The sequence below is a fragment of the Brevibacillus schisleri genome, assembly GCF_055685845.1.
In genome coordinates, this window is record NZ_JBVNDM010000001.1 from 3,683,567 (window position 1) to 3,698,393 (window position 14,827).

17 protein-coding genes are annotated in these 14,827 nt (G+C 46.9%); 2 read left to right on the top strand and 15 right to left on the bottom strand.

Annotated features, from left to right (window positions below):
* Positions 1–10: 10 nt before the first annotated feature.
* Complete coding sequence (locus tag ACUUHJ_RS17170) at positions 11–3,148, bottom strand: efflux RND transporter permease subunit (RefSeq protein ID WP_472299464.1); 3,138 nt, start codon at positions 3,146–3,148, stop codon at positions 11–13.
* Positions 3,149–3,272: 124 nt separating this feature from the next.
* A complete protein-coding gene (locus tag ACUUHJ_RS17175) occupies positions 3,273–3,605 on the bottom strand; it encodes a MarR family winged helix-turn-helix transcriptional regulator (protein ID WP_035985616.1) in 333 nt (110 codons plus the stop codon).
* A gap of 173 nt (positions 3,606–3,778) precedes the next feature.
* Between ACUUHJ_RS17175 and ACUUHJ_RS17180 the strand changes: the two genes are divergently transcribed.
* Both ACUUHJ_RS17180 and ACUUHJ_RS17185 read left to right on the top strand, forming a co-directional pair.
* Positions 3,779–5,014, top strand: coding sequence for a sensor histidine kinase (locus ACUUHJ_RS17180; RefSeq protein WP_472299465.1), 1,236 nt, complete (start codon positions 3,779–3,781; stop codon positions 5,012–5,014).
* Entirely contained in the window at positions 5,011–5,697 is a 687-nt protein-coding gene (locus ACUUHJ_RS17185; RefSeq protein WP_064199203.1) for a response regulator, read from the top strand. Before ACUUHJ_RS17180 ends, ACUUHJ_RS17185 begins: the two co-directional genes overlap by 4 nt.
* 11 nt (positions 5,698–5,708) lie before the next feature.
* Here ACUUHJ_RS17185 and ACUUHJ_RS17190 read toward each other — a convergent pair whose 3' ends face one another.
* The 13 genes from ACUUHJ_RS17190 to ACUUHJ_RS17250 all read right to left on the bottom strand — a co-directional run bounded on the left by ACUUHJ_RS17190 (position 5,709) and on the right by ACUUHJ_RS17250 (position 14,800).
* On the bottom strand, positions 5,709–5,855 hold the full coding sequence (locus tag ACUUHJ_RS17190; protein WP_472299466.1) for a hypothetical protein: 147 nt from the start codon (positions 5,853–5,855) through the stop codon (positions 5,709–5,711).
* A gap of 25 nt (positions 5,856–5,880) precedes the next feature.
* Positions 5,881–6,219, bottom strand: coding sequence for a hypothetical protein (locus ACUUHJ_RS17195; protein WP_472299467.1), 339 nt, complete (start codon positions 6,217–6,219; stop codon positions 5,881–5,883).
* Between the two features lie 192 nt (positions 6,220–6,411).
* The gene (locus tag ACUUHJ_RS17200) at positions 6,412–7,938 is read right to left on the bottom strand and encodes a two-component system sensor histidine kinase NtrB (RefSeq protein WP_472299468.1); all 1,527 of its coding nucleotides are present in this window, start codon (positions 7,936–7,938) and stop codon (positions 6,412–6,414) included.
* Positions 7,939–8,298: 360 nt separating this feature from the next.
* Positions 8,299–8,589, bottom strand: a complete 291-nt coding sequence (locus ACUUHJ_RS17205) for an antibiotic biosynthesis monooxygenase family protein (protein ID WP_007727197.1) — start codon at positions 8,587–8,589, stop codon at positions 8,299–8,301.
* A gap of 86 nt (positions 8,590–8,675) precedes the next feature.
* A complete protein-coding gene (locus tag ACUUHJ_RS17210; protein WP_472299469.1) occupies positions 8,676–9,584 on the bottom strand; it encodes a hypothetical protein in 909 nt (302 codons plus the stop codon).
* Between the two features lie 87 nt (positions 9,585–9,671).
* Positions 9,672–10,334, bottom strand: a complete 663-nt coding sequence (gene thiE / locus ACUUHJ_RS17215) for a thiamine phosphate synthase (protein WP_472299470.1) — start codon at positions 10,332–10,334, stop codon at positions 9,672–9,674.
* Between the two features lie 3 nt (positions 10,335–10,337).
* Positions 10,338–10,961, bottom strand: coding sequence for a thiamine phosphate synthase (locus ACUUHJ_RS17220; protein WP_289673212.1), 624 nt, complete (start codon positions 10,959–10,961; stop codon positions 10,338–10,340).
* Positions 10,945–11,307 (bottom strand): hypothetical protein, encoded by a 363-nt coding sequence (locus ACUUHJ_RS17225; protein ID WP_289673214.1) that lies wholly within the window; start codon positions 11,305–11,307, stop codon positions 10,945–10,947. Before ACUUHJ_RS17225 ends, ACUUHJ_RS17220 begins: the two co-directional genes overlap by 17 nt.
* Positions 11,308–11,390: 83 nt before the next feature.
* Positions 11,391–11,522 (bottom strand): hypothetical protein, encoded by a 132-nt coding sequence (locus ACUUHJ_RS17230; RefSeq protein WP_255413062.1) that lies wholly within the window; start codon positions 11,520–11,522, stop codon positions 11,391–11,393.
* A gap of 55 nt (positions 11,523–11,577) precedes the next feature.
* Positions 11,578–11,994 (bottom strand): DUF3054 domain-containing protein, encoded by a 417-nt coding sequence (locus tag ACUUHJ_RS17235; RefSeq protein WP_289673218.1) that lies wholly within the window; start codon positions 11,992–11,994, stop codon positions 11,578–11,580.
* 94 nt (positions 11,995–12,088) lie between these two features.
* Positions 12,089–12,679, bottom strand: a complete 591-nt coding sequence (locus ACUUHJ_RS17240; protein ID WP_472299471.1) for a GNAT family N-acetyltransferase — start codon at positions 12,677–12,679, stop codon at positions 12,089–12,091.
* A gap of 109 nt (positions 12,680–12,788) precedes the next feature.
* Positions 12,789–14,315, bottom strand: a complete 1,527-nt coding sequence (locus ACUUHJ_RS17245; protein WP_472299472.1) for a tripartite tricarboxylate transporter permease — start codon at positions 14,313–14,315, stop codon at positions 12,789–12,791.
* Between the two features lie 17 nt (positions 14,316–14,332).
* Positions 14,333–14,800 (bottom strand): tripartite tricarboxylate transporter TctB family protein, encoded by a 468-nt coding sequence (locus tag ACUUHJ_RS17250; protein ID WP_472299473.1) that lies wholly within the window; start codon positions 14,798–14,800, stop codon positions 14,333–14,335.
* Positions 14,801–14,827: the final 27 nt, after the last annotated feature.

Sequence of the window (14,827 nt, forward strand, 5' to 3'; positions counted from 1 at the left end):
CACAAACGTCTTACGATTCCAAAGCGGGATTGATTTTCTTTTGTTTCTTAGCAAGTTTCTTTTCTAGTTTCAACTGGCGCTTCAAGCGTCTCTTTTTCCCTGCATCATCAAACCAAGAAGCAACGACAGGAACCAGAACCAGTGTAATCAAGGTAGAGAATCCAAGACCGAAAATAACCGTCACGGCCATTGGTGCGTTCGTCTCAGATCCGGCGCCGCCAGAGAACGCAAGTGGTCCAATCGCCAGAATCGTGGTGAGTGTCGTCATCAAAATCGGACGAAGACGAATCGGGCCAGCGTGCAGGATCGCATCAAACAGCTCCATACCTTTTGCACGCAGTTGGTTCACGTAGTCGATCAATACAATCGCGTTGTTCACGACCAGACCGATCAACAAAATGTATCCGATCAAAACCCCAACGCTGATCGTCGTGCCTGTCACCAATAGTCCAAGCAGAACGCCTGTAACGGTTGGTGGCACGGAGAACATGATGATAAATGGGGTGTATAGCGATTCAAACTGCGCAGCCATTACCATATAGAGCAACACGACTGACAGGACAATCGCGAGAGCAAGGCTACTAAATGATTCCATCATTTCTTCACTTTGCCCGCCAAAATCGACTGTGTAGCCATCCGGGAGATTCAGCTTCGAAATTTTCTCTTGCACTTCCCGTGTGACAGAGCTCAGGTCACGCCCTGCCAAATCACTTGTTACTTGAACTTCACGGCTTGAGTTGGCACGGTTAATCGATACCGGCACATCTATCTTATTGATAGTCGCAACCGAGGTCAATGCGATCTGTGCCCCACCAGGAGCGGAAATTCGCAAATTGTTCAAGAAGTTGATATCTTCCTGATACGATTTCGGCAGCTTGAGGTTGACGTCAATCTCATCATCACCCGTGCGATAGTGCGTTACCGTTTGACCTTGGAAGGAAGTACGAACACTGGAGAGAATTTGTCCTGTCGTCAATCCGTACAAGCTCGCCTTCTCAGCATCGATTTTCACTTCCAGCTCTTGTCTTGATTCTTCCAAGCTGGTTGTTACGTTACTCGTACCAGGTACCTTCTCAATCTCGCCTTTAATGATACCACTAATGTCTTTCAGTACGGCCAAGTCATCCCCGCTCACCTTCAATTGAATGGGGGAACCTGTAGACATACCTGCTGGTGCACTTACCTTAATTTCTGGTCCGGCAATATGCTTCAGCTTTTCCTGGAGATCCATCACAATTTCATTGGAGGAACGTTTGCGCTGGTCGAGATCTACCAGCATCAGGGTGATCGTTCCCTGATTGGATGACAATGTGCTCGCTATCGGTGATGCGTTGCTACCAACCGAAGTCGCTACAATTTTCTTCTCCGGAACCGTGTTGACAATTTCTTCTACTTGTCTGGTTACTTTCTCAGTTTCAGCCAGAACCGTACCATTCGGCATTTTGATGGAGATATTTACCTGACCTTGGTCCATGGCCGGGATAAACTCTGCCCCGATCATCGGAGTTAATGCGAGAGAGCCCACCATCAGGACAACCGAAGAAATCATGACTGTTTTACGATGGCCCAATGACCATTTTAACAATCCTTGGTAGCCTTTTTCTACTTTGCTAAATCCAATGTTGAACCAAGTAACCGGATTGATTCCACGATAGTTCTCATGATGCGTATGCGATGGAATTTTCTTCAAAATTCTCGAACTCAGCATCGGCACCAGCAAAATGGAGAATACAAGCGCCGCAATATGTGAGTAAACAACCGTCAATGCAAGTGGTCCAAACAACTCAGAAGCAATACCTTCCGTGAGGGCAATCGGCAAGAATACGCAAATTTGCGCCAAAGCCGAAGCCATTACTGCCGTACCTACTTCTTTGGAACCATCCAAGGCCGCTTCCATCATACCTTTTCCCTGTTCTCGATGACGGAAAACATTCTCGAGCATAACAACCGCAAAGTCAATCAATGATCCCAATCCCAATGTCAAACCGGAAAGGGAAATCAGGTTGATCGTCTGTCCTGACATGTACATCAGCAAGAACGTAGCGACGATCGATACAGGAAGAACGATGACCGCAATTACCATGGATCGCAAGCTGCCCAAGAAGAAGAACAGCAAGATCATACCAATACCGCCACCCAACAGGGCATGTTCAGCGGTCGTGTAAACGGAATCCTTAATGTAGGTGGATGTGTCTAGAGTTGTAATGATTTGAACGCCTTCTGGCAGTTCGCTTTTGATTTTCTCCAGCTCAGCTTTTACATCATCTGCTACCTCAATGGTGTTTCCGCCAGAAGCTTTTGTCACTCTAATACCCAAGCTAGGTGTTCCATTCACGTAACTCATTTGCGTTACATCTTGATGCGTGTCTTTTACCTGGGCAATATCGCTGAGCCTGATGGAGTTTCCTCCGACAGAAATTGGTGTCAGCGCAATTTGATCGACATCAGCAAACTCACCTTGTACACGGATGTTGAGCTTGGCATCACCCTCACGTACCGCTCCACCGGAACCTGACAAGTTGCTGCCCTGTAGAGCCTGCTGGACTTGGTCAAGTGACAAACCATACGCCGCCAGTTTGGCTGGGTCGACGGTAACATCGATGATCCGGCTTTGTCCGCCGCTGATGGAAGCAGATGCGACCCCATCAATACGCTCCAGGCGTGATTGGATCATATCCTCTGCCATCTTTTTCAATTTGTTGATATCTTGCTCACCCGTCACCGCAAACTCAATGATCGGTGTACTATTCGGGTCAATACGCAGTACGCGTGGCGCTCTGGCTGAGTCAGGCAAAGAACCACGAACCTGATCTACCTTCTCCCGCATGTCGAGAGTCGCCTGATCAAGGTCTGTCCCCCAGTTAAACATGAGGATAACCTGCGAGGCGCCTTCCATCGATACCGATTGTATACTATCTAAATCGGATACCGTTGCAAGTGCGTCCTCAATCGGCTTCGTTACTAGTTTTTCTACCTCACTTGGAGATCCGCCGTCTACGGATGTAACCACGACAGCAACCGGGAAGTTCAGATCCGGCATGAGATCAATCGCCAAGCGAGGCAGTGAGACGAAACCAAAAATCAGCATGGCCAGAGTCAACATGATCATGGTGACCGGGCGTTTAATCGATAGTTCAGAAAGATTCAATCCACTCACCTCTTTTTTATATATCTGCTAATTTTTTGTGAGAAATAATTCGCATAACGAAATGAACAAGGTGAATCTCACCGTAACATTTCGTTTAACGAAATATAAAGGGGTGAAACCATTTTTAAACGGTTTGTGAATTTCCCCATTTCACGTCTCGCTGTTGGTACACACGCTCTGTCAGTGACACCCACACAACTCGTCGATCTGCTTGGTCCCGGAACCTGCGTACCAGGTTTTCCTGCTCCAATCGGTTAATTAGACCGGAAGTTGTGCTGTATGAAAGACCGACAGTCTTACTTATGTCCCCCATTGTTTTTGGCCCGTTTCCAAGCTGCTCCAGAATCAAGACCTGTTGCCAGGTTACATCGCTTGTATCCAGCTCTTGCTCAGAAATCGTGGTAAACAAAACACTGGCTTCTTGCAGGAGTTTTGCCAACTGAATCAGTTCTTTCATGAGAACCTCCCTTGCCATCCTTACTTAACCACTCCACACCCATAACTAGTCGTCTATTTCCCAAAAATAATTCTACTGAAATGTATATGTAGTGAAGTCTACCCAGGGGTAGATTTCTGACAAGGATTTATCTATCTGGAGATAGACGACAACGCATGCTAGAATGAAGTTAAGTGATTATCCGGCAGAGAAAGAAGGACTTCTCATTGTTGAAGATAATGATGAAAGCCATACAAAAACGTTTGCTGATCATGTGGTTTTCCATCTTACTCGTATTAGCTTTGCTTCCTGATTCATTTAAACGGGAAACTCCGTTGCAATTTTCCCTTACCATTGTACTATTTATTTGTTACCTTGTGGTATTTTGGACTTCCAAGAAAAAATGGAAGCCTTTCCAATTCGAATTAGTAGCAGTCGTGCTTGGAATCGTTTCCTTAGTAAAGTCTCTCACCTTGGGGGGAGAGGGCTTCGGCTTGATGCTCCCACTCGCTGTTTTTATCGGTTTTCACATTCATGGACGCCGAGCGTTGGCCTATGCTACTTTTTTTGGTACGTGCAGTACGCTTTTTTTATATTTTGAAGAAAACCTGAGATTCACGCACATCATCTCTTATATTCTAACGTATGTGGGTTGCTATATCGGTGCACGTGGCTATCGGATTCAAAGAGAAGCATACGAAACCAACCAACAGCACCTAGAGCAGCTGCAAAAAGCACATACAGAGTTGCAGGAAGCACACTTACAACTTCAAGAAGCAGCGCTTCATTCCTTGCAAGTAGCGGTTCTGGAAGAACGAACGAGAATTGCCCGTGATATTCACGATGCTTTGGGTCATAGTTTGACTTCACTCATTGTCCAGCTACATGCCTTGAAGTATATGCTGCAGGATGGACCTGACAACGCACAAGAAGCCGTGCGCAACATGCTTGGTGTTGCGAAGCAAAGTCTGGAGGATATTCGCACATCTGTCCATACACTGGCTCTGGATAAAACCTCCTTGGGACTTACGCCTCTGCGAGCTCTTTTGTCTCAGGCTCAAAAGCATACAGGAATAAAGATGGAGCTGATATGCTCCGACCTGGACATCGCGCTCTCTCAGGAAATGACGATAACGTTTTATCGAATCTTGCAAGAAGCGATCACCAATTCCTTACGTCATTCTGACGCAAAAGAAATTCTCGTCATCATTGAACAAAAGAAGGACATCCTTTTGTTGTCCATCCGAGACGATGGGAGCATCACGAGCGACCAAAAAATCAAACCTGGCTTTGGCCTAACTGGCATATTTGAACGGATTCAACTATTGAACGGAACTCTCGCGTACCGCATTCGAGAGCCCCACGGATTCCAACTCGATTTCAGCTTTCCGATTCACCAGACTGAACCAGAAAGGAGCATGCGAACATGACCGTTAAACAAAAAGAAGGAGCCATTCGCGTGGTCCTAGTAGATGACCAAACCATGATTCGCCAAGGCTTAGGCTATGTCATACAAATGCAAGCCGATATGGAGGTAATTGGGGAAGCATCCGATGGTGTAGAAGCAGTAGAACTGATTGGCTCCCTCGCACCTGATGTCGTTTTGATGGATGTTCAGATGCCCAACAAGTCGGGTATTGAAGCCACAAGAGAAATCATGCTACAGCATCCTCGCACGAAGGTATTGATCCTCACCACCTTTGACAATCACAATTACGTGGTGGAAGGGATTCGCGCGGGAGCGGTTGGCTATATGCTAAAAGACGCCGACTCTCAGGAAATGCTTGATCTGATTCGCAGAGCCCATCAGGGAGAAGCCCTCTTCCACACCGTAACAGCCGCAAAAGCCCTTGCCGAAGCTCTGCAAGGTCAACGTGAGACACCTGATTCGACAACCACCTCCCAATCAGTCTTGCTAGATGAACTCACGGATCGGGAGTTAGATGTACTTCAACAGATCGCAGATGGCTATCGAAATGATCAAATTGCGCAAAACTTGTTTATATCTGAAGGCACTGTCAAAACACACGTGCATCGCATCTTGCAAAAAATGGGTGTTGAGGATCGTACACAGGCAGTGGCAAAAGCTCTGCGGCATAAAATCGTGAAATAAATCAGACAGTTTTAGGCAGGAGGATGAAGTGGAATCAAGTTTCCATCCTCCTGCTTTATGCTGATGGAAACCCCTTCGCCCAGCTTTGCGCAAGACATCGCTTCAAATACGGCAGCCGCCGCTTTCTTCGAATCGATCACTCGGCAAATTACTGCCAACGTCCTCTCACTGTCTTCCCCACCGTCACTGTGACCATTCCCTGTCTTTCCCAAGCAATTCGTCCAACAGCTGTTCGATCAAATAGCGCATTTCAATCTCTGACTCACATAATTGGGGAAAGCGAATGATCATTGGATGGAAATCGTTCTCTTTCATGACCTGATATCCTTGTTCTTTCATCTCTTCTGTCCAGCTCTGCAAAACCTCATCAGGCCTTCCCTCGATCTGTTCCGCTACTACAGCAAAATACTCGCCAATTTCCCCTACATTTCCGTAATGAACGGTATAAAGATGCTCTGATTCCTCATACCAAACCTCCCAGTAGCTCCACCTCATTTCGTTTTTTTTCAGCATCCGAATCACTGTTGTTCAACTCCGTTCAAATTGTAACCGTTTTGTAAATTATTCCACTGATCGAAAGACCTTGACAACAACTTACAAAAAGATTGATTCGAAAGACTTGCAACTTTTTATCGAATAGGACTATTCGCTCATTTGAAAATAAAAAAAGACGGATATTCGATCCGTCTACAGTCACAATCCTATTTTGTTTTTTTAGGAAATGGAAAGAGGTAAACGTATCTCAAAGCGGGCTCCTTTCCATTTAGGGGAGTTTTCCGCATAGAGTTCGCCACCGTGATCCGCGATGATGCGCTGTGTCGTAGACAAACCTAACCCCGTTCCCTCTTGTTTGGTCGTATAAAAAGGAACGAATAAATTTTGCAGGCAAGAATCTGATAGACCAGGTCCGTTGTCTTCCACAACAATGATTACTTGATTGAGAGAGGAGTACAACTTCACATGAACGAGGTTGCCTTGGGTCATCAATGCTTCAAGCGCATTTTTCAAGATGTTCAAGATGGCTTGCTTGATTCGTGAACGATGACCAAACACATGCCACTCGCCTTGTGCAATGTCCAGCTCTAGCTTGATTCCTCTTCGATTGGCTTCTGGCTCCAGTAAACGAATGACGCCATATAATTCGTCCATCACTAAGAAACGTTCCGATACGATTTTATCATCCCTGTACCGGGCCAAAACAAGGACATCGTTCAATAGCCCATCAATGCGTTCAATTTCCGTTAAGATAACAGAAAAATAGGATTCACTACGATTTGCTTCCCCTTGCTCCCGCAATAACTGAATGAAGCCCTTGATGGCTGTCAGTGGATTCCGAATCTCATGTGCCATCCCGGCAGCCAATTGCCCCACTGCTGCCAGCGCTTCACGCTTGTTCAATTCTTCTTCGTACTTTTTGCTTTCCGTAACATTCCGAAGAACGGCGATCGCTCCCCACATCTCTCCACCGTAATAAATGGGGCTCGTACTTACTGTCGTCCATTTGCCTCTGTATTCTGCAACATAATGGCCGGACTGCCCGCGTTCAATCACCCACTGGACAAAACGCTCGCTTACATGAGGGCGAAGGGCATGATCAATGTTTTGACCAATGAGTTGATTCCGATCCACGCCATATAAATGACAGACCGCGTAATTCGCCTCAATGACTCTTAGCTGGCGGTCAATCATCAAAACGGCAATATCACTGGACTGTAGAACCAATTGGACTAGCTCCTGTTCAGCGAGCATGGTAACATTTTCTCCTTTGGCGTCACTTGTCGGAGAAGTTGGTGTTTTTTCAAGAGGAAATTGCTGCGAATTTTTGTTAAAGACATCGTCCATTTGTTGCAATATGTAGTCCATCGATTGATAGAGACGAAGCTGTCCTTGCAAAAGCTCTACTCGCTCCATTTCCGTCGTGGCAAGAGAAAATGCGTTGTTATTCATTTCTTCAATAATAACGTCTCGACACTTGCGCAAAAATTGCTGTAAATACGTAAGATTCATTCCGAGCAACGAAAATTGGTACGCCATTTCGCTCCATTCTCGCTCGAATGCACACGTGTCGACTGCATTTACTACTTCAATCCATTTCGTGATTTTCTGAACAAACAAAGCCTCTGTATTTTCGCGGTCTTCTAGAAGCAAAGCAGAGTAATGATGATCTGAAAGAAAGGAAAACGTCTTGGCCACCGCCGCAGGGACCAAATGAGTAAGATACTTACTTATTCGATTTTTCAAAACACTCTGGCTCCTTTTCTCCGTGCTTCATTGAGGCTATTTTCCCAAGTATGCATAGGCTCTATTATGGACGTAAATGAGACAAGATGTAAAGCGGCTTGATGATATCCTGGTGCAGAGAATGACACCATCCAATCAGGTTCTCTTCTTATCCTTACAGACAAACAATCTCGGCTAGCATCCTATTATCGCGCGCTTTTATTGCCGCTTTCGGAGACCCACACCTCCTAACCGTGTTTGACTGAAATCGCTTTCCCAACATTTTCTATCATATCACGATCGAGCATAAAAAGGTCAAGGATGTTTATTCGTCAACCAATCCAAAAAGCATCTGCCCCCGTAGAGACAAATGCTTTCGCTTTATGAATGGGACTTGACAGCGTAATTGCGCAAATCCGATTTTACTGGGCTATTTGGATTGGTTCCTGTATGCGCGCGCTTGAAAGCCTCGCTTTCCGTCCAATTTTTAAACGATTCTTCATCTGTCCATTTCGTAAACACGATGTATTCGTCACCTTCCGTAGGCGCCAGGAAAAGGAACTCCAAAAAACCAGGAACCTCCTTCATCCGTTCTCCTCCATTACCAAATGCACGTTCCAAATGGGATTGGTAGTCTGCTGGTACAGTCAGTCTGTTCATAGATACATACATGATTGGTCACACGTCCTTTTCGTTGGGTTCATCTACCAATTTCCATTATACTACTCCTTTGGCGAAAAACCTAAAAACCGCAAACGCTATTCGCGCCTGCGGTTGATTTGTTGCTCGAGCATGATATCCATCAAGAGTATATCCTGCAACGGATCTTTCGGGTCTACCGTCAGCAAGGCAGAGACAGCGGCCATCGCACATCGAACGGATTGGTAGGAATAAAAGGCATCTCGCTCTGATTCACTGAACAAAGATATATCCGATCGCTCTTGGGGCGGATATGGGAAGTCAGTCTCGACACCAGCACGATCGAGAACAATGAGTGCCTGTTTAATCGCAATCAATGCCGCGCTGACACTAATTCCGTATTCTTGGCGTAGATCTTCCCACACCTGAAAAGCAGATTTTTCTACCCTTTCCTGATTGGAGCGCGTAATGATTCCTGTTTTGCGGCCTTCTTTCAATAACCAATCCACAAAAATATCGTTACGTGGAGGAAAAGCGTATACTTGCAACTTCATTTCCAATTCTGTCGGGTTATCCTTGGCAAATCGCGCGTGAGCCAACGACATTTCGTAACGTCTGGACGGATGCCCAGGAACCGTGACAAATACGGTATCTTGTCGCACAGCTGCGATTTGCAGCTTGGTTCGCGCTGGTATCCTGCCTTGAGGTGCCTTTTCCCTTCGAATATTACCTGGAATCAATTCTACGCCGAATTGATGGTACTCCAGCGGTGAATCTATCCAGGGAATGGGCTCTCTCGTCTGTATTTCGTATAGCCCGTTAAACGTCACCCATTCGCCGGGGCGGCGCTGACTGCGAACTAAAACAGCATGAGTTTCTTTTTCTGGTGGCAATTCTGTATCTTGATCCTCCAGTGGGGGATGAATTCGCTTGTGTTCGATAAGAATGCAGTCGGTCATGAACAATCGCTCGAGCAATTCCCGCTTGCTCACCCATTCATATCCGATGCGGTAAATCCGATTTTTCATCGGCTTCACCTCCTTTTGATCGCCATTATTGCATCATCCTGGTTTGTTTCTATTACCCTACCTTATGTAATCGTCGCTTTGTCCGTGCTAACGAGTTCGTACAATCCGCTGAAGCGCTTGGGCTGCTTTTTCAGGTGATTCGGCCTGGCTGATCGCACTGATAATCGCGACGCCATCGGCCCCCGCAGCAAGCACTTCAGAGGCATTTTCCAGTGTGATGCCACCAATCCCGACGATAGGCAAGTCATGACCGACAGCCTTGCGGATCTCCTCTAGCCCAACTGGTCCGATGGGCTCACCAGCATCTGCCTTGGAACGGGTAGCGAACATCGCTCCTACTCCAATACAATCGACGCCACCGTTTTGGGCAGCGAGTGCCTCTTCGACTGTACCTGCCGAAACACCGATGTACATCTTAGAGCCAACTTTGGCTCGTACTTCTGACAACGTCATGTCATCTTGCCCAACATGGACGCCGTCTGCCTGCAAGCGAATCGCCAGATCTACATCGTCATTCACAAAAAATACGGAATCATGTTCACGGCATAGCTGTTGCAGCTGAATGCCCAACTCATATTGTTCCTGAGCAGTTAGCTTGCTTCCTTTATCACGTAGCTGAAGCGTGCCCACTCCACCGCGCAATGCTGCTTCCACGGTTTGCACGGTCTTTTCACTGGAATACCCACAGTCCTGCGTGCCAATAACAAAATATACACCCATCTTTTCTCGAAGTCTTTGTATATCACGCATGCTTTATTTCCCCTCCCAACGATCCAATGCCTCTCGATAAGCGCTGGCTGCTGACTTGGCATCCGTTGTATCTGTGATCCCCGATAAGACAGCAATGCCCGCACAACCCGCTTCCAAAACAAGCGTCGTCCGATCTGGTGTGATACCACCGAGTCCAATGATCGGTACATGCCATCTTGCCGTCATTTGCGCGAGTTCGATTGTTCCTCTTGGCGCAAGACCCGGCTTCGAACCACTCGCAAAAATATGCCCGTAGAGCAAGTAATCGACTTTTGCAGCAATGGCTTCCTGTGCTTCCAGAACGGAATGGACAGAACGCCCTATTTTTTGACCAGTCTTCAGTACCATTCTCGCTTCCGCAGGAGACAGACTATGGTATGCCAGGTGAGCACCCGCACATCCAGACGCTGCTGCCACGTCCACCCGATCATTCATGATCAAGGACGAAAGGGGGATAACATTCGACAATGCCTTTACCCAGTCCATGCAATCCTTTGCGGTACGTTGTTTTTCCCGTATGTGTAAAAAGTTCATACCACCTGCATAAGCAGCTTCTGCCATTCGCATTACGTCATCAAGCGAATGTCGGCCGCTCGTAATCACATGAAGCTCACGAGTGCTTGACATTAGGTTGGACACCGCCTCCAGCGAGTGCTGTCACACATTCCTGTAGCCATTGTGTCGTTCGGTCTTCTTTGTCCGTAGGCGACTGAGCCAACAGCTCATTCACGAGACGACGCAAGAAAAATGCTTGTTGCACGGTAAGTGGAAAGGTAATATTTTTGGGCTTGGTTTCCTGTTTCTCTAACGTCTCTACACCCGCCAACAAAATATCCCCGATGGACTCCACAAGTTCCCGAATCTGCTCATTTTGATTTAATTCGTCATAGCAGCCATCATATAGTCTGCACAAAAGTAAAAACGCCTGTGACGACAAGGTCACCGGCTGTACATTCTGCATCGGTTCCGTCATACGTTTCCCTCCACTCGCTAGAAAAAAACAAAATCTATTATACCACATCATGACCTGTATCAATGAAGAAAACCGCTGATTGCTCAGCGGTCTTTTGCAGTTCCTTCATTTCGATCATTATGATTCGATTGTCGCAAATTTGTGTTGCGATCATTTTCATCCAGCGTTTTCCCACGATTTTTCCCGAGGTCTTTGCTGTTGTTGTTCTTTCCCAATTGATTCACCTCCTACGTCGTTCATAGGATAGCGTAACCAATTCGGGTCACTTTATTAGCTGGTTGCCAGTAGTCTCTTGCGTTTGTAGATCGCGTAGCCGATGGCGAACGGTACACGCCATCCAAACAAAAACGCCAGCGTGATGAAATAAGTCACACCTGCAAAAATAAGCGTAGTCGGTACATCTGTCCACCAGGAGCGGATCAGTAAGCCAATGGGTGCGGCTACTGTCCAAGTAATCAGTACCGATAAAAATTGTCGGCCTGCAGATTCATACGTTCGGTATGCGTAGCTCTTGAAAAGCAGAATTGCGATGATCCATCCTACGAGGAAAGGTGCTAATGTTTCGATCATTCCCATGACCGTGACAGGGTAGTTATGAATGATTTTTCCGTAATAAACAAAAAGCACAAAGGCGATCAGATCCCCGAGCAACAATAAATAGCCCGGTGTCGACAAACGCAGTCTCATGTATACCCTCTTTTCCGGGTCTTGTCAGAGTAAACCCTCTTAGTTCACCCCTATTGTACACATGCTCTGAACACCCTTCAATCAATCCAACCCTTTATTCACCAAACAGCAACAATTGCAGCTTTTGCTTGACCTCTGGCCATTCGCGATCAAGTATGCTGAAGTATACCGAGTCGCGAATATATCCATCTGGCATCACCATATGATTGCGCAGGACACCTTCTCGAATGCCACCGATTCGGGCAATGGCACGTTGCGAATTAAAGTTGCGCGAATCTGTCTTGAGCTGTACGCGAATACACCCCAGTTCTTCGAAGCAATGGCGCAGAAGCAACCATTTACATTCCGTATTGACACCCGTTTTCCAGACAGATGGGGTCAGCCATGTAAACCCGATTTCCAATCCGCGATCTTTTTTCGCTATCCCTAAGAATCTCGTGCTCCCGATGATCTGCTCATCTGCTCGGCGAATGATGACGAATGGCAATTCTGTTTGGGCTTGTTCATTTTTTAAAGCTTGCAGGATAAAAGCCTGAGCATCTTCTCTTGTTCGAATGGTAATGGACATATGCGGCCAAATCTCTTCGTATGCACCTGCTTCCCAGATTCCGTCCACATGAGCCATCCTGAGCGGCTCCAATCGGACCAGTTTGCCTTCCAAGATAACAGGTTCAATGTTTAACATGTCTGTCTCTCCTCTACTGTTCTGCTTCAATCATCAAGCAGAACAGTTCCCCGAAATTTTTCCAATGATACGGGCTTGCGAGGAAGCTGTCAAGACAAAAAAGATGAGGTTACGCTTCTTCACTGATAATGACTTGCTTCCCTCTGCGTTTTAAGAGTAGGGGGATCAGCAACCACAGAACCGCACAAACCAGAAAAGCAGCGGAAAGCGGCTTCGTGAAGAAGATCGAGAAGTCGCCATTCGAGGTGGTCAACGCTCTTCTCATGTTATTTTCGATCATCGGTCCCAAAACAAGGCCGAGGACAAGCGGTGCCAGTGGAAAATCATTTTTCGTCAGGTAATAGCCAGCTAGCCCACAAATCACAAGCAAAATCAAGTCAAACGTACTGATTTGCACAGCGTACACTCCGAAAACGGAAATCGCGATAATGAGCGGAAGCAAGAAATGGGACGGAGTTTCAATAATTTTGGCAAACACTTTTACCAAAGGCATATTCAAAACCAGCAACATGACATTTCCGATAAACATACTGGCAATCAAACCCCAAGCAATCTGTGGATGATCACTAAACAATAGTGGACCCGGCTGTACGTTATACATCAATAAGGCACCCATCAAAATCGCAGTGGTACCGGAGCCGGGAATGCCCAACGTCAATAGTGGAATCATCGCACCGCCAGAAGCCGCATTGTTTGCAGACTCGGGTGCTGCTACACCAGCGATCGCTCCTTTTCCAAAGCGGCTAGGATTTTTGCTCAGCTTTTTCTCAAAAATATACGAGAAGAAGGATGCGAGGGTTGCGCCAGCACCAGGCAAAACACCAATGAAAAAGCCGAGCAACGAGCCGCGTGTAATCGGTCCGGCACTTTCTTTCAAGTCTTGCTTGGAAGGCAGTACCCGCCCCACTTTAATGATTTCCTTTGAGGATTGATCGTCTTCGATTATCGTCTTGAACACTTCTCCAAGGGCAAACAAACCAACTGCTATCGTGAGGAATTCCAAGCCTTGGTACAAATCGGGAATATCGTAAGTAAACCGCGCCACACCCGAAACGGTATCCATTCCAATTGTCGCAAGCAACAGTCCCATGACTGTCATAATGAGGGCTTTCGTCATCGACTTCCCCCCCAGTCCGCTGACCGCACACAAGCCGAGAAGCATGAGGGAGAAATATTCAGCGGGGCCGAATTTCAAAGCGAGATCTGATAATGGATCAGCTAAAAACACAAGCGCTATCAACGCTACTAGCCCCGCGACAAAAGACCCGATCGCTGCAATCGACAACGCTGCGCCAGCACGTCCCTGTTTGGCCATCTGATAGCCGTCCAATGTCGTGACGACAGAGGAGGATTCACCCGGTGTATTTAACAAAATGGATGTCGTGGAGCCACCGTACATCGCACCATAGTAAACGCCTGCCAACAAAATCAGTGCGCTAGCCGCCGCACTCTCAGGAGGTAAGCCAGATGTCAAGGAAGCCGTAACGGGCATCAATAACGCGACGCCGCTCATCGGACCGATGCCGGGAAGGACCCCTACCGCAGTACCGATCAGGACGCCAATAAAGGCAAAGACAAGATTATGCCACTGTAAGGCAACGAGAAAACCATCCGCCAAAAATTGCAAGGCACTCATGCTAATCTATCCCCTCCCTAGACGCCTAGCCAGGCAGGTAGTCCTGGAAGCGTACCTTTTAGCAAATGCACATAGATGACATAAACGCCTACTGAAAACAGTAAGGAAACGATTGTCGATTTAAGTACGCTTTTACTTCCCATCATGGTGAAGGCGTACAGAAGGAATGCAAAGCTCGCGATAACATAACCGAGTTGCTCCAGCAACAAAACATACAAAACTGTCGCTGCCAAAATGAATAAGAACCGCTTATAACGCAGTGGACTTTGTGACACAGATGTGGAAGCAACCGCGCCTTTCTTATAGGTCTCCCACAACAGTCGCAAGCTCAACAAGATCAGGATCACGCCAAGTCCGAATGGAAACATATTCGGCCCGACCTGACTTCCATATGAACTAGACGAAATATTTTGACTTTCAGCAATAAAGAGTGCGCCTACTAGCGCAAAAAACAGGCTGCCGATCCGATCAAACATCAGGTTCATGTATACCTCCTAAGGTGTGGAAAAAGG

Coding starts and splice junctions, on each gene's coding strand:
- ACUUHJ_RS17220 (WP_289673212.1), bottom strand. CDS start 10,961: ATGTCAAGCACTCGTGAGCTTCATGTGATTACGAGCGGCCGACATTCG.
- ACUUHJ_RS17225 (WP_289673214.1), bottom strand. CDS start 11,307: ATGACGGAACCGATGCAGAATGTACAGCCGGTGACCTTGTCGTCACAG.
- ACUUHJ_RS17175 (WP_035985616.1), bottom strand. CDS start 3,605: ATGAAAGAACTGATTCAGTTGGCAAAACTCCTGCAAGAAGCCAGTGTT.
- ACUUHJ_RS17245 (WP_472299472.1), bottom strand. CDS start 14,315: ATGAGTGCCTTGCAATTTTTGGCGGATGGTTTTCTCGTTGCCTTACAG.
- ACUUHJ_RS17235 (WP_289673218.1), bottom strand. CDS start 11,994: ATGAGACTGCGTTTGTCGACACCGGGCTATTTATTGTTGCTCGGGGAT.
- thiE (WP_472299470.1), bottom strand. CDS start 10,334: ATGCGTGATATACAAAGACTTCGAGAAAAGATGGGTGTATATTTTGTT.
- ACUUHJ_RS17185 (WP_064199203.1), top strand. CDS start 5,011: ATGACCGTTAAACAAAAAGAAGGAGCCATTCGCGTGGTCCTAGTAGAT.
- ACUUHJ_RS17250 (WP_472299473.1), bottom strand. CDS start 14,800: ATGAACCTGATGTTTGATCGGATCGGCAGCCTGTTTTTTGCGCTAGTA.
- ACUUHJ_RS17240 (WP_472299471.1), bottom strand. CDS start 12,679: ATGTTAAACATTGAACCTGTTATCTTGGAAGGCAAACTGGTCCGATTG.
- ACUUHJ_RS17205 (WP_007727197.1), bottom strand. CDS start 8,589: ATGTATGTATCTATGAACAGACTGACTGTACCAGCAGACTACCAATCC.
- ACUUHJ_RS17210 (WP_472299469.1), bottom strand. CDS start 9,584: ATGAAAAATCGGATTTACCGCATCGGATATGAATGGGTGAGCAAGCGG.